The 22028-nt window shown below is 38.0% G+C and carries 18 protein-coding genes; 3 read left to right on the top strand and 15 right to left on the bottom strand.

Annotation, left to right across the window (positions count from 1 at the left end; genetic code table 11):
- Positions 1 to 256: 256 nt before the first annotated feature.
- From VLB74_RS11760 to VLB74_RS11740, 5 genes are all read right to left on the bottom strand, one after another.
- A complete protein-coding gene (locus VLB74_RS11760; RefSeq protein ID WP_325203649.1) occupies positions 257 to 982 on the bottom strand; it encodes an LOG family protein in 726 nt (241 codons plus the stop codon).
- Positions 983 to 1010: 28 nt separating this feature from the next.
- Entirely contained in the window at positions 1011 to 3842 is a 2832-nt protein-coding gene (uvrA, locus tag VLB74_RS11755) for an excinuclease ABC subunit UvrA (RefSeq protein ID WP_325203648.1), read from the bottom strand.
- Positions 3843 to 3954: 112 nt separating this feature from the next.
- On the bottom strand, positions 3955 to 5775 hold the full coding sequence (locus tag VLB74_RS11750) for a chloride channel protein (RefSeq protein ID WP_325203647.1): 1821 nt from the start codon (positions 5773 to 5775) through the stop codon (positions 3955 to 3957).
- A 75-nt stretch (positions 5776 to 5850) separates the two neighbouring features.
- The gene (locus tag VLB74_RS11745) at positions 5851 to 6516 is read right to left on the bottom strand and encodes a DNA alkylation repair protein (protein WP_325203646.1); all 666 of its coding nucleotides are present in this window, start codon (positions 6514 to 6516) and stop codon (positions 5851 to 5853) included.
- The gene (locus VLB74_RS11740) at positions 6516 to 7100 is read right to left on the bottom strand and encodes an acyl carrier protein phosphodiesterase (protein WP_325203645.1); all 585 of its coding nucleotides are present in this window, start codon (positions 7098 to 7100) and stop codon (positions 6516 to 6518) included. Before VLB74_RS11740 ends, VLB74_RS11745 begins: the two co-directional genes overlap by 1 nt.
- Positions 7101 to 7348: 248 nt before the next feature.
- On the opposite strand from VLB74_RS11740, the gene glmM reads away from it, so the two are divergent.
- Entirely contained in the window at positions 7349 to 8752 is a 1404-nt protein-coding gene (glmM, locus tag VLB74_RS11735; RefSeq protein ID WP_325203644.1) for a phosphoglucosamine mutase, read from the top strand.
- An 84-nt stretch (positions 8753 to 8836) separates the two neighbouring features.
- Here the strand turns inward: glmM and VLB74_RS11730 are convergent, their stop codons facing one another.
- Positions 8837 to 9325, bottom strand: coding sequence for a cupin domain-containing protein (locus VLB74_RS11730; RefSeq protein WP_325203643.1), 489 nt, complete (start codon positions 9323 to 9325; stop codon positions 8837 to 8839).
- A gap of 383 nt (positions 9326 to 9708) precedes the next feature.
- On the opposite strand from VLB74_RS11730, the gene yaaA reads away from it, so the two are divergent.
- Positions 9709 to 10467: a peroxide stress protein YaaA gene (gene yaaA, locus VLB74_RS11725; RefSeq protein WP_325203642.1), complete on the top strand. Its 759-nt coding sequence runs from the start codon at positions 9709 to 9711 to the stop codon at positions 10465 to 10467.
- Here the strand turns inward: yaaA and VLB74_RS11720 are convergent, their stop codons facing one another.
- From VLB74_RS11720 to VLB74_RS11680, 9 genes are all read right to left on the bottom strand, one after another.
- Entirely contained in the window at positions 10468 to 10818 is a 351-nt protein-coding gene (locus VLB74_RS11720) for a hypothetical protein (protein WP_325203641.1), read from the bottom strand.
- 207 nt (positions 10819 to 11025) lie between these two features.
- On the bottom strand, positions 11026 to 12603 hold the full coding sequence (locus VLB74_RS11715; protein WP_325203640.1) for a DHA2 family efflux MFS transporter permease subunit: 1578 nt from the start codon (positions 12601 to 12603) through the stop codon (positions 11026 to 11028).
- A 1-nt stretch (position 12604) separates the two neighbouring features.
- On the bottom strand, positions 12605 to 13684 hold the full coding sequence (locus tag VLB74_RS11710) for an HlyD family secretion protein (RefSeq protein ID WP_325203639.1): 1080 nt from the start codon (positions 13682 to 13684) through the stop codon (positions 12605 to 12607).
- A gap of 22 nt (positions 13685 to 13706) precedes the next feature.
- Entirely contained in the window at positions 13707 to 15020 is a 1314-nt protein-coding gene (locus tag VLB74_RS11705; RefSeq protein ID WP_325203638.1) for a TolC family protein, read from the bottom strand.
- The gene (locus VLB74_RS11700; RefSeq protein ID WP_325203637.1) at positions 15010 to 15633 is read right to left on the bottom strand and encodes a TetR/AcrR family transcriptional regulator; all 624 of its coding nucleotides are present in this window, start codon (positions 15631 to 15633) and stop codon (positions 15010 to 15012) included. The genes VLB74_RS11705 and VLB74_RS11700 overlap by 11 nt, the downstream gene beginning before the upstream one ends.
- A 1312-nt stretch (positions 15634 to 16945) precedes the next feature.
- Complete coding sequence (locus VLB74_RS11695; RefSeq protein WP_325203636.1) at positions 16946 to 17515, bottom strand: anthranilate synthase component II; 570 nt, start codon at positions 17513 to 17515, stop codon at positions 16946 to 16948.
- A 256-nt stretch (positions 17516 to 17771) separates the two neighbouring features.
- Complete coding sequence (locus VLB74_RS11690) at positions 17772 to 18344, bottom strand: YceI family protein (RefSeq protein WP_325203635.1); 573 nt, start codon at positions 18342 to 18344, stop codon at positions 17772 to 17774.
- A gap of 80 nt (positions 18345 to 18424) precedes the next feature.
- Positions 18425 to 19057, bottom strand: a complete 633-nt coding sequence (locus VLB74_RS11685; RefSeq protein ID WP_325203634.1) for an NAD(P)H-dependent oxidoreductase — start codon at positions 19055 to 19057, stop codon at positions 18425 to 18427.
- Positions 19058 to 19059: 2 nt separating this feature from the next.
- Complete coding sequence (locus VLB74_RS11680) at positions 19060 to 19515, bottom strand: MarR family winged helix-turn-helix transcriptional regulator (protein ID WP_325203633.1); 456 nt, start codon at positions 19513 to 19515, stop codon at positions 19060 to 19062.
- 232 nt (positions 19516 to 19747) lie between these two features.
- Here VLB74_RS11680 and VLB74_RS11675 point away from each other — a divergent pair.
- On the top strand, positions 19748 to 22028 hold a 2281-nt coding region (locus VLB74_RS11675; RefSeq protein WP_325203632.1), incomplete at its 3' end, for a M4 family metallopeptidase.

Here is a 22028-nt window from a genome sequence, read left to right as displayed (position 1 = left end):
TATTTTTTTGATTTCAACTTATCTGTCTGATTTTAAACAAGAAAGCATTTGAAATCCTGCTATATAGAAACGTCCCTGAAAAAAAATGTATCCGGATGATGAAGATTAAAAAGATTTGTACTGATTTTCTATTCTTATTTTAAAAAAATTAACCACGAATTCACTAATTAATTCGTACAAATTAGTGAATTCGTGGCTAAAATTTATTTGAATGTTAGTGTTCTGACGTTAGCACCAAAACGAGGCTTGTGGTTCTTTAGAAGTTCGGACTGAGATTGTATTTTTTATAGAAACTGTCAAGCACTTCAAGTACTTCATCTTCAGTATCGACGACTTTAATCAGATCCAGGTCTTCTATACTGGCATTTTTTTCTTCATCAATCATCACGTTTTTAATCCATTCCAACAGTCCGGACCAAAAACTTCTTCCAACCAATATGATAGGGAATTTGCCTATTTTCTTGGTTTGAATCAGGGTAACCGCTTCAAAAAACTCATCTAAAGTTCCAAAACCTCCCGGCATTACAACAAAGCCCTGAGAATATTTTACGAACATTACTTTACGAACAAAAAAGTAATCAAAATTTAAGTTCTTGTCTTTGTCTATATACGGGTTGTGATGTTGTTCAAACGGCAAATCGATGTTTAAACCTACCGAAGTTCCGTTCCCCAAATGGGCTCCTTTGTTTCCGGCTTCCATAATTCCGGGACCGCCACCGGTAATGACACCATAACCTGCCTGACTGATTTTATAAGCAATCTTTTCAGCTAAAATGTAATATTTCGTGTCCGGTTGTGTCCTGGCCGAACCAAATATGGTTACACAGGGACCAATGCGCCCCATGGATTCATAACCGTTAACGAACTCCGACATGATTTTAAAAATAGCCCATGAGTCGTTTGCGCGTATCTCGTTCCAGGTCTTTTTTTTAAATTTATCCTGGATTCTGTCTTCATCATTTAAAAAATCGTCTTTCATCATCTTCTCCGTTGAGTAAAAGTTAGTTTTACTAATGTAGCTCTTTTTTCAGGAATTGCGCGGTATAACTTCTTTTATTTTTTATGATTTCCTCCGGAGTTCCTTTGGCAATCAATTCTCCACCGCCTTTTCCACCTTCATAGCCGATATCAATGATGAAATCGGCGAGTTTAATCACATCCATGTTGTGTTCTATGATTAAAACGGTGTTCCCTTTGTCTACCAGTTTGTTAATCACATCCATCAGCACTCGGATGTCTTCAAAATGCAATCCTGTGGTTGGTTCATCAAGAATGTAAAAAGTGTTTCCGGTATCTTTTTTAGACAATTCGGTAGCCAGTTTGATTCGTTGGGCTTCACCACCGGAAAGCGTTGTACTTTGTTGTCCGAGGGTTATATAGCCTAATCCGACGTCCTGTATCGTTTTGATTTTACGATAGATTTTTGGAATGTTTTCAAAGAACGGAACCGCTTCATCCACAGTCATTTCCAATACATCCGAAATCGATTTTCCTTTATAGCGGATTTCCAGCGTCTCCCTGTTAAAACGCTTGCCCTGACAGGTTTCGCACTCCACATAAACATCAGGAAGAAAACTCATTTCAATGGTTCTAACGCCCGAGCCTTCACAGGTTTCGCAACGCCCGCCGGATACATTGAAACTGAAACGTCCTGGTTTGTAACCGCGAATCATGGCTTCAGGGGTTTGGGTATACAGACTTCTGATTTCTGAAAAAACATCGGTATAGGTAGCCGGATTGGAACGTGGTGTACGTCCGATCGGACTTTGATCGATGTCGATTACCTTGTCTATATATTCCAGTCCTTCAATTGTTTTATAAGGCTGCGGTTTTTTAACAGCATTAAAGAAGTGTGTATTCAGGATCGGATAAAGGGTTTCATTAATCAATGTGGATTTTCCGCTTCCTGAAACTCCGGTAACGCAAATGAGTTTTCCCAAAGGAAATTCTACCGAAACATTTTTCAGGTTATTTCCAGTGGCTCCAGATAATTTCAATAGGTTTCCATTGCCTTCTCGACGTTTTTTCGGAACCGAAATTTCCATTTGTCCGTTCAGGAATTGTGCTGTAATGGTGTTTTCTTTGAGTAATTCGGCAGGTGTTCCTATACTGATGATTTCACCTCCAAAACGTCCTGCTTTCGGACCAATATCAATAACATAATCAGCGCGTTCAATCATGTCTTTATCGTGCTCCACTACAATAACAGAGTTTCCGATATCACGCAATTGCTCCAGCGAATGAATCAGTTTTTCATTATCGCGCTGGTGTAAGCCAATACTGGGCTCGTCCAGGATATAAAGTACGCCGACTAACTGTGAGCCAATCTGGGTTGCCAATCGGATACGTTGTGCTTCACCGCCCGAAAGTGATTTTGAACTTCGGTGCAATGCAAGGTAGTTCAGCCCCACATCCACCAAAAACTGAAGTCTGGCTTTAATTTCCTTAACTACTTCAGCAGCAATAACTTTTTGTTTTTCGGATAAATTAGCATCCAGATCTTTAAACCATCCGCTTAATTCATCAATATCCATTGAGGATAAATCGCCAATGTTTTTTTCGTTTATTTTAAAATATAAGGATTCTTTTCGAAGACGGGTTCCATGGCATTCCGGACATTCGATTTCATCCATGAATTCTTTCGCCCAACGTTTTATGGAAGCCGAACCGCTTTCATCGTACTGGTTTTTGATGAAATTGGAAATGCCTTCAAAATCGATTTTATAATCTTTCGTAATTCCCATGACCTTTGAAACCACCGAGAATTTCTCGTTTCCGCCGTTTAAAATCATGTCCATCGCATCAGCGGGAATGGCTTCGATAGGATCTGTTAGTTTGAACCCGAATTTCTCACCGATGATTTCCAATTGTTTGAAAATCCATGTGCTTTTCTGTTCGCCTAAAGGAGCAAATCCACCTTGTTTAATGGATAATTTGGGATTGGGAATAATTTTGTAAAGATTGATTTCATTAACGGTTCCCAACCCATTACAATGCGGGCATGCGCCTTTTGGAGAGTTGAATGAGAAATTGTTCGGTTCCGGATTCGGATAGGAGATTCCTGTGGTCGGACACATTAAATTTCTACTGAAATAACGCACTTCCTGACTTTCTTGCTCAATTATCATCATAATTCCGTCTCCATGGTACATGGCCGTTTTGATGCTTTCCGTAAGGCGTTTGTCCATGTCTTCAGTCGAATCAATTGCCATTCGGTCGATAACCGTTTCGATATCGTGGGTTTTGTAGCGGTCGACTTTCATTCCGAATTCCAAATCGCGGATTTCTCCGTCCACACGTACTTTTACAAACCCTTGTTTTGAAATTTGCTCAAACAATTCACGGTAATGTCCTTTACGTGAGCGGATTATCGGAGCCAATATGTTGATGCGTTTTCCGTTGAAGTTCTCAAAAATAAGTTCCTTAATCTGATCATCGGAATAGGAAACCATTTTTTCACCCGTGTTGTAACTGTAAGCTTCACCGGCTCTGGCGAACAACAATCGAAGGAAATCGTAAATTTCGGTTATGGTTCCAACAGTAGAACGCGGACTTTTGCTGGTAGTTTTCTGCTCAATTGCAATTACTGGGGAAAGTCCGTCTATTTTGTCAACGTCCGGTCGCTCCAAACCACCCAAAAATTGGCGTGCATAAGCCGAAAATGTTTCAATGTAACGGCGTTGTCCTTCGGCATAAATGGTATCAAAAGCCAATGACGATTTCCCGGAACCCGAAAGCCCCGTAATCACCACCAATTTTTCACGCGGAATGACAACATCAATGTTTTTAAGATTATGAGCGCGGGCGCCGATAACTTCAATAGTATCCTCGGTATTAAGCATAATTTATTTTATAATTGTGCAAAACGCAAAGGTACGGTTTTAGAGCGAAACTACAGAACGGAACCAAAAAGGTTTTGTATTGAAAACGATAAGTTTTGTTGTCGGCCAAAAGTTATTCTATTCGGAAGGATTTCAGCTTTTCACGATACGTGTCCAGAATGTCGACTTTGGTAACATAACCCAGACATTTGTTGTCTTTTAATACAAATAAAAGCGCAGCATTAGTAGTCTCGAATTTTTCCATGACCGTTTCCATGACTTCATCATAGGAAATGATTGCTTCCGGTCTTTGGATAATATCGCTTAACAAGGTGTATTTTACCTGAAAAGCGTTAAAAATGATGGGACGGATTGCATCAAAATGGATCACACCAACAAAAGAATCCTGCTCATTAACTACCGGAAAAACGGATTGTTTTGTTTGAGAAAGCAAATTCACCACATCTTCAAGTTTAGCGGAAGAGGAAATCGTTGCGAAATCCGTTTGCGTCAGTTTTGATAAATCGATAGACGAGAGGGTGTTTTTGTCTTTATCGCTGGTAAAAACGGTTCCGGTATCAGCCAGGTTTTTAATGTCCATGGAATGGCCTTCCAATTTTTTTGAAATGATAAAACTGATGGAAGAAACAATTAAAAGCGGAACTATTAAACCATAACCTCCTGTGATTTCAGCAATAAGAAAGATTGCGGTTAAAGGCGAATGGAATAATCCGCTTAACACTCCGGCCATTCCTACTACAGAAAAATTGCTGATGGGTAAATCGCGGTCGATTCCGGTAAGGCGGAAAAATTGGGCTACAAAAAAACCAAGATAAGAACCTACAAAAAGGGAAGGAGCAAAGTTACCTCCATTCCCGCCACTGCCCAATGTCAGTCCGGTTGCGATTGATTTTATCATTAAGGTTGAACCGATGAAGAACAACAGGATCCATTGGTTTGATTTGTATTCGTCGAGTATGGTATTTTCCAGTAAGATTCCCGGATCCGAAGATGAAAGTGCTTTAATACTCTCGTATCCTTCGCCAAATAATGTCGGGAAAAAGAAAATAAGAATGGCTAAAACAGAAGCACCAAATAAGGCTTTTTTATAAATGGATGACTTGAATCTGACGAAAAAGTGTTCTACTTTCCTAAAACTTCGGGCGTGGTAAACCGACACCAGACCGGCTAAAATCCCTAAAATGATGTAATAGGGGATGTTATGATAATCGAAGGTAAGCTGACTTTTGAAACTCAACAAGATGCCTTCTTTTAAAACCACTGTTGATACCAAAGCGCCAGTTGCGGCCGAAATCATGATGGGTATGAAAGCGGTAACACTCATATCGGTTAAAATCACTTCAATGGCAAACAGAACTCCGGCGATAGGAGCGTTGAAAGCAGCTCCAATTCCTGCCGCCACTCCGCAGGCCAATAAAAGGGTCCGATCTTTGTAATTCAGGCGGTATTTTTGGGCATAATTCGATCCGAAAGCCGCTCCGGTAATGGTAATTGGTGATTCCAGTCCGGCCGAACCTCCCATACCAACGGTTAAGGAACTGGTTATAATCTGAGCATACATTTGCTTTTTGGGCATGATTCCCGATTTATTGGCAACTGCAATCATGATTTGTGAAGTGCCTTTTTCGATGCTTCCGTCCAGAAATTTTTTAACAACAAAAACGGTCAGTAAAATACCTGCGATGGGAAGAATACTGTTTGAATAAGGTAAGTGAAGAATTCCGTCAATGTAATTTGCAAACCGGAAAACCGAGTGGGCAAATGTTTTCAGAACAATTACAGCCAAAGCTGAAGAAATCCCTACCAACACACAGGAAAAATACAAAAACTGTCGGCTGCTTAAAACTGATTTCAGTAAAAACAGAAAAGCTTCAAGGTGCTTTAATAGTTTGCGTAACAGCAAAATAAAAGGAGAAACTTCTTTTTCAGTCATTGGTCATTTTTTGGTATTTCAAACAGGCAAACAGCTAAAATACGCTATTTTTATCATAAAATTGTTTTGAGAAAACTATAAATTACGCATTGCTTCCCTTTTGCTGAACGGCTTTAAGTCGGTTTTGTTTACAAATTCAGTAACACCTTTCGGGTTGAACCGGCTATAATCGCGTAAGGCCCAGCCAATGGCTTTCTGAATGAAAAACTCCTTAGAATCTTTGTGTTGTTCGCAGATTGAAAACAGTAATCCGGCATCGGTTTTCGCTTTGTAATCCAATTGGAAAAGGATGGCAGAACGGTTGAGCCACATAATATCGGAAGAGGAAAATTTCGACACGATCTTTTGTCTTTCTTCCGGAAACAGTTCAAGGTAATTTCCCAACATGAATTTGGCAATTGTATCAACGCTGTCCCACCACGAATGAGTGATGATCATTTTTTCGATTATTGTAATATCGTCTTTGATATAGTTCTTTTTGAGCTCTTTTATCAGAATTTCGATGGCGCAATAATGAAACTCCCGTTCGTTTTTTGAAAACAATTCCTCAGCAATGGCTCTGCTATTTTGCCTGATTTCTTCTTTGTGGGTCTTCCAGAGTTCTTTCAGGATTTCTCTTCGTGGTGTGGTTTTGATTCCGAAAAAAGGAAAATTGTTTTTCATGTAAGCTTCCATTGGTGCAGCCGTTGCGGTAGATGCGTTTTCACGGAAAGCTTTTTCCAGTTCAAGTATGAAATTCATTATAAAATAGCCATTTTTTGTTGCGCATGAGCGCGTAATTCTTCAAAAAAAGCGGTGAATTCAGATTCGAATTCGGTGTAGTATTGTTCCAGTTCTTTCACGGCATTCTGCATGGAAACCCTGTTTTTGGTGCGGTGGTCCATCTGAAATAAAATCATGCCAATGCCTTCTACGGTGGCATAACTCGCCAGCCAGTTTCGGGCAATCATATAAGGCATCATTTTTTGGGTTTTTGAATTAAGCCAGTCATAATTTACCCGAAGTGATTCATAAAAACGTTCCGCATAAGTCTCAAGGTTTTCATTCGAATAGTTCGCCCAGTTTTTAGCGAGAAAATGATCGTAGAAGATGTCCATAATCACACCGGAATAATGTCCGTATCCTTCATGCAGCCGGTGTTTGCTCTGACGGAAAACAGGATGTGCATCGGTAAAAGTATCAATGGCACGATGCAGTAAAATGCCTTTCTGCACATCCGGCGGATATTGTTCGTAGTCATGGCCCCGAATACCGTCTGCAATAAAATTTCCGATTTTTATCAGATCATTTTCGCCCGAAAGATAGATATGTGCTAAAAAGTTCATTTAACAAGGTACTAAAATGGTTAAAGAACTGAGGCAGTTGTAAATATAAAGAAACTTATTTGATTATATTGCTTTTTTTGCAAGGCTTTAAGATTTTGAGAGGTTAAGGTTCTAAAAAAGATTTATCAGTATAAAGAAGCATACTTAATGGGTTGTTTTTTTAAAAAAAACTTTGCACCTCAATGCCTCAATGCCTCAGTACCTTTTATATATTTGTAATTCGTAATTTAAAATCCGTAATTAATACTATGACTTTAATAAAATCCATTTCAGGAATCCGTGGAACCATTGGGGGAAAAGTGGGAGATAACCTTACACCGGTTGATGCCGTGAAATTTGCCTCGGCTTATGGAACATTCTTAAAACAAAATGTTGATTCTTCTTTACGTCCGGATAACAAACTTAAAGTGGTAATCGGTCGTGATGCCCGTATTTCAGGGCCTATGATTCATAATCTGGTTGTAAATACGCTTATCGGTCTCGGAATTGATGTAATCGATTTAGGTTTGTCGACAACACCAACAGTAGAAGTGGCGGTTCCTTTGGAAGGTGCAGACGGCGGAATTATCCTAACGGCTTCCCATAACCCAAAACAATGGAATGCTTTGAAGTTATTGAATGCAAGGGGTGAATTTTTAAATGGTGCCGATGGTGCTAAAATCCTGGAAATTGCCGAAGCAGAAGCTTTTGATTTTTCGGATGTGGACAGTTTAGGAACAATAACCGAAAATGATGCCTACATGGATATTCATATCGATGAGGTGCTGAATTTACCTTTAGTGGATGCTGAAGCAGTTGCTAAAAGAAAATTCAAAGTCGTTGTTGATGGTGTGAATTCTTCGGGCGGAATCATAATCCCGAAATTACTGGAGCTAATGGGCGTGGAAGTGGTAAAATTATACTGCGAACCAAACGGTCATTTTCCTCATAATCCGGAGCCTTTAAAAGAACATTTGGGTGATATCTGTAAATTGGTCGTAGAAGAAAAAGCCGATTTCGGAATTGTTGTAGATCCTGATGTAGACCGTTTGGCATTTATTTCCAATGACGGAGAAATGTTTGGCGAAGAATATACTTTGGTAGCCGTTGCCGATTATTTATTGAGCAAAACTCCGGGGAATACGGTTTCCAATATGTCTTCTTCAAGAGCTTTAAGGGATATTACAGAAAAACATAACGGAAGTTATCAGGCAAGTGCCGTAGGCGAGGTGAACGTAGTGGAACTGATGAAAGCATCCAATGCGATTATAGGTGGTGAAGGTAATGGCGGAATCATTTATCCGGAAAGTCATTACGGACGCGATAGTTTGGTAGGTACGGCATTATTCCTGACGCATTTGGCAAATATGGAAATGACGGTTGCCGAGTTAAGAGCTTCTTATCCACAATATTTCATGAGCAAAAACAAAATTGAGCTTACGCCGCAAATTGATGTGGATGCCGTTTTGAAAGCCATGACTGAAAAATATGCTTCTGAAAATATTTCAACAATAGACGGAGTGAAAATCGATTTCCCAACGGAATGGGTACACTTGAGAAAATCCAACACCGAGCCGATTATCCGAATTTATACGGAAGCACCAACGCAAAATGCTGCAGATGTTTTAGCGGAACGTTTTGTTAGTGAGCTGAAGCAGATTGCCGGGATATAATCTGAACCTATTTCAGTACCGATATAAAAAGAAACCCTGAGTAAGCGCTCAGGGTTTTTTGTTTTCGGAATTGAATTTTATTTTCTATTTCTTATTTCTTGGATCGTCGGCAGGATTAACATAGGTTATTCCCCAAGGCCCCATTCCGTGTATTTGCACGATAGTTTCCTCTTTAGTAAATGCAAAATGGTGAGTTCCCATAATCATTACTGCAAATCCGCCTGTTGGAATCTCTTTTGCGGTTTTTTTATCAAATTTATCCCCAAGTCCCATATAAAAAGATCCTTTTATGACAGTAACATGTTCGTCTGCAGGGTGCCAATGCGGCATTATCATGTAATTGGCCGGAATTTTAACGCGCATGGTAAATAATGCTGCCGCTTTTGGGTCGCCTTCTATTACCGCTATTTTAGCGCCAGGAGGGAAAGCTGGAGGAGCGTCTGACCATTTAATGTCATTGGGCATAACCATGATATGTTCAACAGGCATTTTCACGTCTTGCGCTTGAAGCTTAAGAACTACGCTGAAGATACTCAACAATATCAAAACAGCAATTTTTTGCGTTGTTTTCATTTTTCCATTTTTATTTTTTGTAATTCTAATTAATTTAAAAATACATTCACTTCCAGCATAATAAGTGTATGAATGGTGTGCGAAAATGGAGCTAAAAACCAACTGGTTTCCGACCTGTAAAGTTAAGGATAAAACTTGATTTAACTTGAAAATCAGTTGTTTAATGCTGATGTTTAAGTTTGATAAATGAAAAAAACATTAAAAAGAATTCAGGATATTATTTAGGTTTACGTTTTTTACCCTCTGTTTTTTTTTGGAAATGGCTTCCGTGAAGAAATTATTCGGCATCGTTTTCATTGATATGAGAATATGTACAATCAATATCATCCTATGCGGATTTATAATTGGAATTTGTACTTTTGAAAACCATTAAAAAACAAAGAATGAAAATCGTTATTTCTCCGGCTAAGTCATTGGATTTTGAAAAAGAATTGCCAACAAGTCAATTTACCGAATCGTGCTTTTTAAAAGAGGCTAATTCGGTACATAAAGTGTTGAAGAAAAAGAAACCAAAGCAGCTTATGGAATTAATGGATATTTCGGATAAGCTGGCCGATTTGAACTGGCAGCGCAACCAGGAATGGGCAACACCTTTTACCCCCGAAAATGCACGTCCGGCAGTTTACGCTTTTAATGGGGATGTTTATCACGGTCTGGATGTTTACAACCTTCCTATTGAAAAATTTGATGTTTTACAGACAAAACTCCGCATACTTTCCGGTTTGTACGGCCTTCTGAAGCCTTTGGATTTAATTCAGCCCTACCGTCTGGAAATGGGTACGCACATGCCAATCGGAAAAAACAAAAACCTGTATGAATTCTGGAAGACGAAAATCACCAAAGAACTGAATAAGGACCTGAAAAAAGATGATTTGTTCCTTAACCTTGCCAGTAATGAATATTTTTCGGCAGTCGATGTAAAAGCTTTAAAAGTGCCTGTAATTACTCCTGAATTTAAGGATTATAAAGACGGTAAACTAAAAATGATAAGCTTCTTTGCAAAGAAAGCCAGGGGAATGATGGTGCGCTACATCATTGATACAAATGCAGAAACCCTTCAGGACTTGAAAGGATTCAATTATGAAGGGTATAAGTTTGATGAAAATCTAAGTAAAGGAAATACGTTGGTTTTTACTCGATAATTATCCTAAATGTAAATATTCCTCATAGTCGCGGAAAGTTTCTCGTGTCATTTTTCTTTGATCCCTTGCGATTTCGCGCAGTGCTTCCACGCCTTTACGGGCACAACGTTTAACTCTTGCCAATCTTGAAGAGAATTCCATAAGCTTATTTGCGTCGGAAGGAGGAAGTTTTTCACGAAGTTCGTTTACAAATTCGGAAAATTCATTCATAACATAACTGTTTTCTTCATACTCTGCCTGTAAGTCTATTAAAAACTCATCAATTTCCTTTTCGATGTCGTGACAATTATGTTCACTTTTCGCTAAAAATTCTTTTAGAATTCTTCTGTCCCCGTTAGTAAAGATGCCCATGATGAATGTAATTTTGATTAATAATTTGTAAACGACTGATTGACAACGAAATGAATTTTAATTGAAGTTTAAAATTAGGTTAAATTATAGTCGTTTTTTTTGCAAATCGATTAAATGAAGAAAAAAACGACCAAACGAAAAACAAATAAAAAAACTCTGAACAATTACTGTTCAGAGTTTCCTAATCAAATAACAACTATGTTTAAATTAATGAACATTCGACATATCTACTTTTCCGCCTCCTCGCTTGATTAACAGTACAAACGGGATACAGATCAGGAACATGATGCCTAAATAAAGGAAGACATCCATATAGGAAAGTACGGTGCTTTGCTGCATTACCGACATTTCAATGGCTTTATGAGCTTTGTCCAACGATTCGCTTGCGCTGAAGCCTTTCGACATGAAACCCATTTGCAGCTGCTGAATTCGTTGCTGAACTTCAAATTTTGTAGAATCCAGATGGGCGATGAGGTTTACACGGTGGCTTTGCGTAAAACGGGAAATAAACGTTGTGATAATGGCAATTCCGAAGGAACCTCCCAACTGTCGCATCATTCCAGTGAAAGCGGCACCTTCTCCGATTTGTCTTCCGTGTAATGTTGACAGGGCCAAAGTGGTAATAGGTACGAAAAGAAGACCAAGTCCCATTCCGCGCAAAATTAATGGCCAGAACATGTGTTCCGATCCTGTATCGGGCGTCATTATGCTGTACATCCAAAAAGTAAATCCGAAGAAAATCATGAATCCTATAGCTACCAGATAAGCCTGTGGAACTCCTTTTTGAATCATTTTTCCGATAATCGGCATCATGATTCCCGTCATGATTGAACTCGGGATCAGTAATAAGCCTGCGTCAGTGGCTGTCCATCCCAACATAGCCTGGGTATAAATCGGGATTATGAAGGTTGATCCATACAATCCGAAACCTAAAATAAAGCACATTATGGTTCCGATGCGGAGATTTTGGTCCTGAAGCACCCGAAGGTTTACAATTGGGTATTTATATGTGAGCTGTCGCCAGATGAATAAAATCAATCCGAAAAATGAAACTATTGAAAGGATGACTATTGTGATATCTTCGAACCAATCGTCCTGTTGACCGTGTTCCAAAACAAATTGCAAAGATCCGATGAAGGAAGCCAAAAATATGATTCCCCACCAATCGACCTGATTAGCTTTTAGTTTTTCGCCGTATTTCGGACTCTTCACGAAAGAAAGCGTCAAAATGGTCGCAATGATTCCCAACGGTATGTTGATGTAGAAAATATAAGGCCATGAAAAATTATCCACCAGATATCCTCCAAGAGGCGGCCCTAACGTTGGTCCCACAATTACACCCATTCCGTAAATTGCCTGTGCCATTCCGCGTTTTGCGGCCGGATAGCTTTCGGTGATAATGGTTTGTGCGGTTACCAAAAGGGCACCACCACCCATTCCCTGAATGAATCGGAAAAATACCAGTTCCCAAATGTTAGACGCATTTCCGCAAAGGAAAGATGAAACGGTAAAGATGATAATGGAAGCCGCAAAATAATTTCTCCTTCCGAATTGCTGCGAAAGCCAGCTCGTCATCGGAATGATGATTACATTGGCAATGGCATAAGCGGTAATCACCCAGGCAACATCGGTCAGCGTAGCTCCCAAAGTACCTTTCATGTCGTTCAGGGCTACATTTACGATAGTAGTATCTACAATTTCCAACAGCGCACAAAGTACTGCCGTAATTGTGATGATGACTCTTCGAAAGCCATATTCTACTAAATCTTCTGCTTGTGTTGTCATATTATTTTACGTGAACATCTACTTCCACATTCATTCCCGGACGTAATAATTTTACTTTTTCGGCATTGTTGTTTGCGGATAATTTTATTTTAACCGGTAAGCGCTGAATCGTTTTAACGAAGTTACCTGTTGCATTGTCCGGAGGTAAAATTGAAAATTTGGATCCGGTTGCAGGAGAGAATGAATTTACTTCACCTTCAAAATCAGTATCAGGATAAGCGTCTACTTTTAAAGTCACTTTTTGCCCGATTCTCATTTTGTTCAATTGCGTTTCTTTGAAATTGGCAATAACCCAAGTATCTGTACTGTTTACAATATAAAATAAAGACTGACCCGGCTGTATCATTTGACCGGCCTGTACATCTACGCTTGAAACCTGACCGTCTACAGAAGCTGTTATTACGGTATAACTTAAGTTAAGTATCGCAGCATCCAAAACCGATTGGGCACGTTTTACGTTGGCGTTTGCCACACCGATTTGTTTATTAGCTACATTGGTTTTTGAAACTACAGCTTCACGCTGGTGTGCACTGGCATTACGTTGCTGTTGAAGGATTTCAACTTGTTTCTCGGCTTCCTGCTTGGCTGCCAAAGCCTGTTCATACTGCTGTTTTGTAATGGAATGATTCTTATACAGATTCGAATAGCGTTCAAAATCATTGGTAGCTCTTCCCAAACGAATTTTAGCTGCTTCTATGCTTCCCAAATTAGATTGAATTGTAGCTTCTGAAATTGAAATGTTTGCCGCAGTGGCACTTACATCTGCTTTTGAAACCTCAAGGGAATTTTCGGCTACGGCCAACGCTGCTTTAGCTTCATCAACTTTAACCAAAAAGTCTTTGTTGTCGATTACCAAAAGGGTGTCGCCTTTTTTTACAAAGTCATTGTCTTTGATGTAAACTTTTGATACGTAACCTGCCACTCGCGGTATGATAGGATTCATGTTTTGTTCGATCTGGGCGTCATCGGTTTCTTCGTGTGCCTGACCATGCATGTATTTGAAAGTACCATATACACCTCCAAGAATAACTAAAGAGCTGATAATTAGTATAAATTTTTTATTTGCTGGTTTCTTTTCCATTTCCATGATAAGTGTAATTTGTTTATTTTTTGGTTGATGTTGATGAGGTTAGTTTGCCGGAAGCCGCCAAGACTTCATAATATTTCTGAATGATATCGGCTCTTGAAGAGGATTCGTTGATTTTTGAAAGCAATTGCTGTACGTCTGCCTCTAATAATTCGTCAGTATCGGCCAAACCGTTGTCGTGTTTGTCTTTTACGATTCTGAAATTTTCAGCGGCCTGTACAACGGCTTCTTCGAAAACTTTGTTTTGTTTTTGAGCTAAAAGGTAATTTTCATTGGCCTGCTGAATCTGGATTTTTGCCTGATCGGTCATTATCTCCAATGATTCTTGTGTTTCTTTTGCTTTGCTTTTAGCGGCTTTGACATCTTTTCCGTTTTTGAAAAGGGAAGACAGGTCGTAAGAAAGTGCGGCACCGAAGTTCATAGCATTGGTCACGGTGAGTGTGTTTTGCAAATCAAAACCAATGTAGCCCCCCGATAACGACAAAGTAGGCAGGTAGTTCCCTTTTGCTATTTTAACGTTTGTTTCGGCGGCCTTTTGCTGCATTCGAATTGCATTTAAATCGTTTCTGCCGGAAATATCGTTAGAAGGTGTATCAAAAGATGTTTGCTTCTTAAAAGTGTCAGAATCGGGATTTATTTTTGTTTCTTCGGGCAATTTCAAAAGCGTTACCAGTTGGTAATTTACCGTACTCTTATTTTTTCGTGCTTCTTCAAGGGCAATCTGATAATTGGAAACCTGTAATTGTGCTCTTAATAAGTCGTTTCGCGCTATCAGTCCGTTTTCTTCCATCGCTTTAAAATCGACAACACGCTGTTCGGCTCTTTTGATGTTTTCCTGAATCATTTTTTCATTTTCCTGTGCTTTATACAGCGTTACGTAGAGTTTTACGGCCTGTAGGGCAACATCTTCTTTGGTTTGCTTTGAATAGAATTGTTCCGCTTCGTACAGACTTTTTGAGGCTTTAATGCTGTTTTGGATTTTAAAACCGGCGAATACAGGAAGTGATGCCGATGCATTGCCTAAAATAAGCTGGTGCACATCGGGGGTAGTTCCGCCTTGAGATGGATCTCCCATTTTGAAATCCACATCGGCATTGGTAAGGCGCTGCAATTGTCCGTTGATTTTTACATCGGGATATTGCTTGTTTTTAACCGTCTGCATCTCGAATTCTTTCGTGGACACTTTGGTGTCAGCTAATTTGGCTTCGTTGCTCTGTGAAGTTGCCATCTGAATAGCATCTTCAAGCGTCATGTTTTTTTTCTCCTGCGCCACTGCGGAAGAAATGCCAAGCAAGAAGAAAATTCCCAGCCTGATAGTATTACTTTTCATAGATTAAAAGGGCTTTTATTGTTTTTTGTATGTGATTTACCACTTCAGTTTTTATGTAGTTGTCGTACTCCTCCTCCGAGTTTAAATGCAGCAGATCGGAATAAAAAGGTTTATTCATCTGAAAATGAAAATAAGTTCCCATTATCGTTGGAGGGATTAAAGTCGCATTTATATTTTTGGCGAACAGTCCCTGCGTTTGACCTTCCTCAATAATGTTTTCCAAAATCTGAAGGTTGTATTTCTTTACCTCGTTGAAAGCTTCGCAGTTGATTTCCCTTTTCTTGGATGAGATTTCAAAATGAATGATTTGGTACATTCCTTTATTGGCATGAACTCTTTTTATGTATAGTTCAATAAGGCGGTCGATTTTCTCAAAAGGGGTAAGGTCTTCACGGGACAAGTTTTCCATCTGCAGACGCAAGTCCGAAATACGATAAATAAGTAACGCTTCTAAAAGCTTTTCTTTTGAACCGAAATAGTACGAAATCATCGCAATATTGATGTTGGCAATTTTGGCAATATCACGAATCGAAGTTCCGTCAAAACCATGTTCCGAAAACAGCTTTTCTGTTACGTGAAGAATCTCAATTTGCTTATCATTAAAATCGGTCATTTTCTTTGATTTTAAATTACGACGCAAAATTAAACGCTTGTTTAAATTAAACGTTTGTTTAAATGTGATTTAACTTTTTTTTAACAATTTAAATTTGATTGATTTTTTGATGATTTTTGGTAGAGTAGGTGAGTAAAAATTATGTTGTCTTAATCCTTTTTTTGATTGAATAATTTGTGTAGTTTTATCGAATGAAAAATTGACTAAAAAAAGAGTCGAATGGAAAGATAAACCACTTTTTAAGCCTTTGAAAAGTGGTTTTTTTATGTATAAATAAAATCTATAGTAAATATTTAAATATTTAATATCCAGTATTTTATAATTGTTATGTTAAATGAATTATTTAGTTAAATTTTCAATACTTAGTATTTCGTTGTTTTTGAGTTAATTTATAGGCGAATTTCCGAGAACGACTCCTTTTTGATGTTTTGTTGCTTCTGAAAATATTTCTTTTTTGAGATTTAGATGCGGATAATTTTATGTTTTTTCAGCTGTTTTTTGTCTATTTTCTGAAGAGGTTTTGTCGTGTTTTTCTAAAAGAATTTTGACTTACTTCACTACTCAAACCAATCTTCTTTCAGATGGAAATTTCTGTAATTTTAGTTTTTTTCGAATGAATTTTTCAGGATTTTGGAAGAAATTAACGAAGTGTTTTTTACTGTTTTTTTGGTTGAAAATCGCTTAAAAAGCATCTTTGAAAACCTTAAAATGAGGGTCCGAAATGATGGGTTTTTTAATGTTGATTTGAGTGTTTTTTTATATAATTCTTTCTACTCCAAACTATAAAATCGGATTAAAATATCGAATAATAAGGAGCTGAATTTTGATCGTTTTTTGATGTTTTTCGAATTGTTTAATAAGCAATTTTGAGGGTATTTTGGCTTCCAAAACGATAGTTGAATTCTCTTGAATTGTTTGTTTGGTCACCTGTATATCGCAAAAAAATGAGGTGAATTTTTATCATGTCGACACTACTTTTTCGAGTTTTTCAGTTGTGAAAACCGTATCGTTGAGGTTGGAAAATCCGGGTGTAAAACAAGTGGAAAGTAACTTCTTTTCTTCCAAAAATCTGATGGTTGTTCTATCCGATTTTTAATGTTTTGTGCCTGCGTTAGGAATGGGAACGGCATCCTTTTTATGGTCGTTGAGGCTCTCGAAATGACCGTAAAAAGATACAGTGTACAGCCCGACCCTTGTGGTAACGCCCAAGATAATCGTCAAAAAGTCGGAATAAGTATTCAGATTCCTGTCGCTCCGCCCTGATAAATTGACGGTTTATTCCCCTAAATTTTTAAATATTAATGGTTGTCATCTACGAATTCACCCAATTCTCAAGGATCTTTTTTCCGTTCGGGGTAAGAACGCTTTCGGGATGGTATTGTACCCCGCGAACATCCAAGGTTTTGTGGCGGAGTGACATGATTTCTCCGTTTTCATCGGTTGAGGTAATTTCAAGTGCATCCGGAAAATCAACTGAATTTACTACCCATGAATGGTAGCGCCCGACTTCAATTTCATTGGGTAAGCCTTGATATAGGGTTTCATCGGGAACGGTAATTTTAACTTTGGTTGAAACGCCGTGGTATACTTTTTCAAGATTGGTTAAACTTCCGCCAAAAACTTCGGCAATGGCCTGCTGACCGAGGCAAACGCCAAGTATGCTTTTAGTGGTGGCATAGTTTTTTATGACTTCTTTTAATAATCCGGCTTCATCTGGTATTCCGGGTCCTGGGGAAAGCAAGATTTTATCGAAGTCTTTCAGTTCATCAATATAGAATTCATCGTTTCGGAAAACAGTGACATTGCAGTTCAGATCTTCCAGATAATGAACCAGATTATAGGTAAAACTATCGTAATTATCGATGACTACTATTTTTTTCATTTTTATTGACTTCCTGTATTTTGCTTTAATAATCTTAATGTGCTCTGGTTTCAGCTCCGGTCAGCTAGTGTGGTTGATGATTTTTACTCAAAAACGTCCGAATCCTAATAGCGTTGTTAAAGTTACCATCAAAATCCATAAATCCAAATGGTATTTTCATTCATATTCTGATTGATGATTTCAATGGTTTGAGGTGAGTATTTATAAAAAAAGGCCATCCATTACGGACAGCCTTTCTGTTTATTGTTTTTTGAAATTAGATTGCTAAAGTCACATTCAATTCAAATTCATCATAGATAGCTTTGTCACCAATACCTTCGAAGAAAGATTTTGAACCGTATTTGATATCATATTTAGTTCTGTCGATCATTAATTTAGTAGTAGCTTGGTTACCAGCAACAACCATATCAAAAGTGATTGGGTTTGTGATTCCTTTGATTGTTAAATCAGCCGTAACAGTATAAGTGTCTTTTCCTTTTGCTGCAATAGTTTTGAAAACTAATTTTGAAGTAGCGAATTTTTCAGATCCGAAGAAATCATCATTTTTTAAGTGACCTTCTAATTTTTCTTTTCCTTGACCTGATGGCATATCAGTTACATTGATAGAAGTCATATCCACTGTGAAGTTACCTCCAGCTAATTTTTTTCCTTTGAATACTAAAGCACCATCTTTAAGAGCAATAGTTCCTTCGTGCTGGCCGGTTACTTTTTTACCAACCCACGCAATGTTACTTTTTGATACGTCTACTTTTTTTGTTGTTTGAGCTGTAGCTGTCAATGTTCCTAAAGCTACTACTAATGCCAATGCAATTGATTTTAATTGTTTCATGATTTTAATTGTTTTTGTTAATTGATTTATGTTTATTGATTTATGTTTATTGATTTATGTTTATTGATTAGTATTTATAATTATAAATTAATGAATAATTCTTTTTTCGATTTACGAACTTTCACATTATGCTGCGTTGCATCTTCTTCATGGCGGTAACCAACGGTGGCAATTAGTGACGCATTCAGTCCTAACGCATTCAGTCCGAGTATTTCGTTTACTTTTTCTGCTTCGAATCCTTCCATTGGTGTAGCATCAATCTGAAGTTCGGCTGCGGCATTCAGTAAATTCCCAAGTGCAAGATACGTTTGTTTTGAAGTCCAGTTGTTCTTTACATCATTTGGTAAAGATATAATTTTAGATTTCATAAAATCGCCGTAACCTGCCAGGTTTTCAGCCGGAATTCCTCTGGTTTCCGCTATGTTGGCAATATACTTATCTATTTCCTTTTCACCTAAATTTATCATATTGGCAAAAATAAACAGATGAGAGGCTTCCGTAATTTGGGTTTGTCCCCAAGCCACCGGTTGTAATTTCGCTCTTAATTCGGGGTTTTCAACAATGATTACTTTATAAGGTTGCAAACCGTAAGAAGAAGAACTTAACCGAATTGCTTCTCTTAATATTTCTAAATCGTGTTCCGATATTTTTTTGGAAGCATCAAATTTTTTCGTGGCATAACGCCAGTTTTGATGTTTTATAAAATTGCTCATATTTAAATTGTTCTGTATTTTTCTAATAAATTATTTAATTGCTCGAGTTCCTCCTGTGTCAGATTTTTAGAAAAGAGCTGCTCGTGGTTTTCTACTTTCGGATCCAGTTCGGTTAACAATTGCATTCCTTTTTTGGTAATGGTAACTTCCATTTTTCGTCGGTTTACAGGACATACTTCGCGGGTTACCAAATCTTTTAGAAGAAGTTTGTCGACCAATCGGGTAGTGTTACTGGTTTTGGCTAACATTCGTTCCTGAATGTCACACATATTCACAGCTTTTTCATTCTGTCCTCTTAAAATTCGCAATACATTATATTGTTCGCCAGACAAATCATAAGGTTTGAGTACTTCTGAAAATTTGTCGGAAACGATATTTTGCGTGTAGAAGATATTAAGCACGGTCTTTTTAGCCGTAGTTAATTCTTTTGTCGATTTTATGATTTCTTCGATTTTCATACGATGATTAATTTGTCGATACAAATGTAGTAATGTTTTTAATTGTATATACAAATGTGTTGCTAAATTTTTGTTAATATTATAAAAGAAGGTATCCATGTGCTAATCTTATACTAATCTTGTGATATTAAATTAATTATTTGAAAAAAAATATGGAAACGTATGTAAAATGTTAAATTTTTATTAATATTGCGTTCCGTAAACCTGACTTAACTAAAACCAACTTAAACGAATGAAAATCAATTACTTATTTACAATCTGTCTGACAGCATTGTTTTTAGAAGGGGCTTCTGCTCAAGACGTAAATAAATACGACGGGGAGACAGCCTACCAAAAGAGCCTTACTCTGGGAGCTCCATCCACAAGAGAGTATGCAATAGCCCAATTCGGAAAATTGTATAAACTGGAAAAAGGAAATTCCTATCAGACCATCAGAACTACTTCTGATGTAACAGGAATGACTCACGAAAGGATTCAACAGTATTATAAAGGTGTTAAGATTGAGTTTGGTACGTTGATTATACATTCCCGAGACGGACAAGCTGTTTCTGTGAACGGGGAGTTGTATAATGCTTCACAGACTTCATTAGTACCGGGAATTTCTCCTGAAATAGGATTGCAAAAAGCAATTGATGCAACAGGTGCAAGAAAATACGTTTGGGACGATCAGGAGCAAGCTGCTTTTGTTGACTATGCAAAACCGGAGGGTGAATTAGTTCTTTTTCCAATCGTTAAAACAGGAGTTGTAAAATTAGCCTATAAATACGACATCTACGCAATGGAGCCTATTTCTCGTGAAGAGGTTTTTGTTGATGCTGTTACAGGAGGAATTTTATTCAGAAATCCTATTATTAAGCATGCTCATGGCCTGATTTCAAATCAAGAGATAAAAGCATATTCAGACGAAATCGAGGCTATTACTGTAGGTAAAAAATCGATGTTGGTTTCAGCTTCTGCAGATACAAAGTATAGCGGAAACAGAACCATTGAAACCTCTCTGAACACAACTTCAAACAAATATGTTCTTGAAGATATGACAAGAGGTAATGGTATTGTGACTTATAATAGTGCAAGAACCAATACGATGCCATCAACTCATTTTGAGGACAATGATAACAACTGGACAGCTGCAGAATATAATAATACCAATAAAGACAATGCAGCATTGGATGCACATTGGGGGGCAATGAAAACATATGATTTCTGGAAGAATACTTTTAACAGAAACAGTTTTGATGATAATAACGGGCAAATCAAAAGTTACGTTCATTTTGATGATGTTCCGGGAGGTGCCGGTTGGTTTAATGCTCAATGGACAGGAAGCGTGATGCGCTATGGCGATGGAAGTGGAAACCCATTAACATCAGTCGATGTAATTGGTCATGAAATTGGTCATGGTGTTTGTCAATATACTGCTAATTTGGCTTATCAAAACCAATCAGGAGCCATGAATGAAGGGTTTTCAGATATCTGGGGCGCATGTATTGAGCAATATGCAAAATTTGGAAACTTGAATGCAGGTCAGGATACTGCTTCTCCAGGGACTTTGGCAGTATGGAAAATTGGTGAAGAATTGTCTGCTACTCCATTGCGTTCTATGAGTTATCCTAACACAAGAAGTAATCCGGATACTTACAAAGGAACTTATTATTCTACAACAGCTGATGATGGAAACTGTACACCGGGTTCTGGTAATGACAATTGTGGAGTACACAATAATAGTGGAGTTTTCAACCATTGGTTTTATATATTAACGGCTGGAAAAGCAGGTACGAATAACGCTCCTATACTTACGCGTGATACCTACAATGTAACGGGTATTGGAATGACAAAATCTTCCCAGATTGCATATTATGCAGAAAGAGATTATCTAACTTCAAACGCTACTTTTACAGACGCAAGAAATGCAACTCTTGCTGTAGCAACTTCATTATATTGCACGAGCAGTCCTGAAGTTATAGCGGTTACTGATGCATGGATGGCTGTGAATGTTGGTAGTGCTTACGTTGGACAAACCAACGATATTGCCCTTAAAACTATTACAGGTTCATCAAGTATTGCTTGTGGGGCACCTTATTCTGCATCGATTGTATTTGAAAATGCTGGTTCGGCGGCAATTTCATCTGTAACAGTTTCATATAATGTTGACGGTGGTGCCAATACAACAAATACTTGGACTGGAAATTTACCTAACTGTTCCTCTGTTAACTATCCTATTTCAGTAAGCGGATTAACTCGCGGAACGCATTCTTTAAACGTAACTACCACTGTTACAAGTGATGGTAATGCAGCTAATAATACAAAAACTGTTATACTAACGGTAAATGACAATGGTACAGTAGGTGTGGTTAATACTTTTAATGCAACTACGGATGCTTTGGTTTCAGTTGATGAATCAGGAAAAACCAATACAATTTGGGAAAGAGGTACATCAGCAAAAACTAAATTGAGCAATACAGTAGCCGGATCACAGGTTTATGCGACTAAATTATCTGGAAATTATCTTGACAATA

This window comes from Flavobacterium sp. (assembly GCF_035456225.1).
In the GTDB taxonomy this organism is placed as follows: Bacteria; Bacteroidota; Bacteroidia; order Flavobacteriales; family Flavobacteriaceae; genus Flavobacterium.
This window is presented reverse-complemented; position numbering and strand designations above follow the sequence as displayed.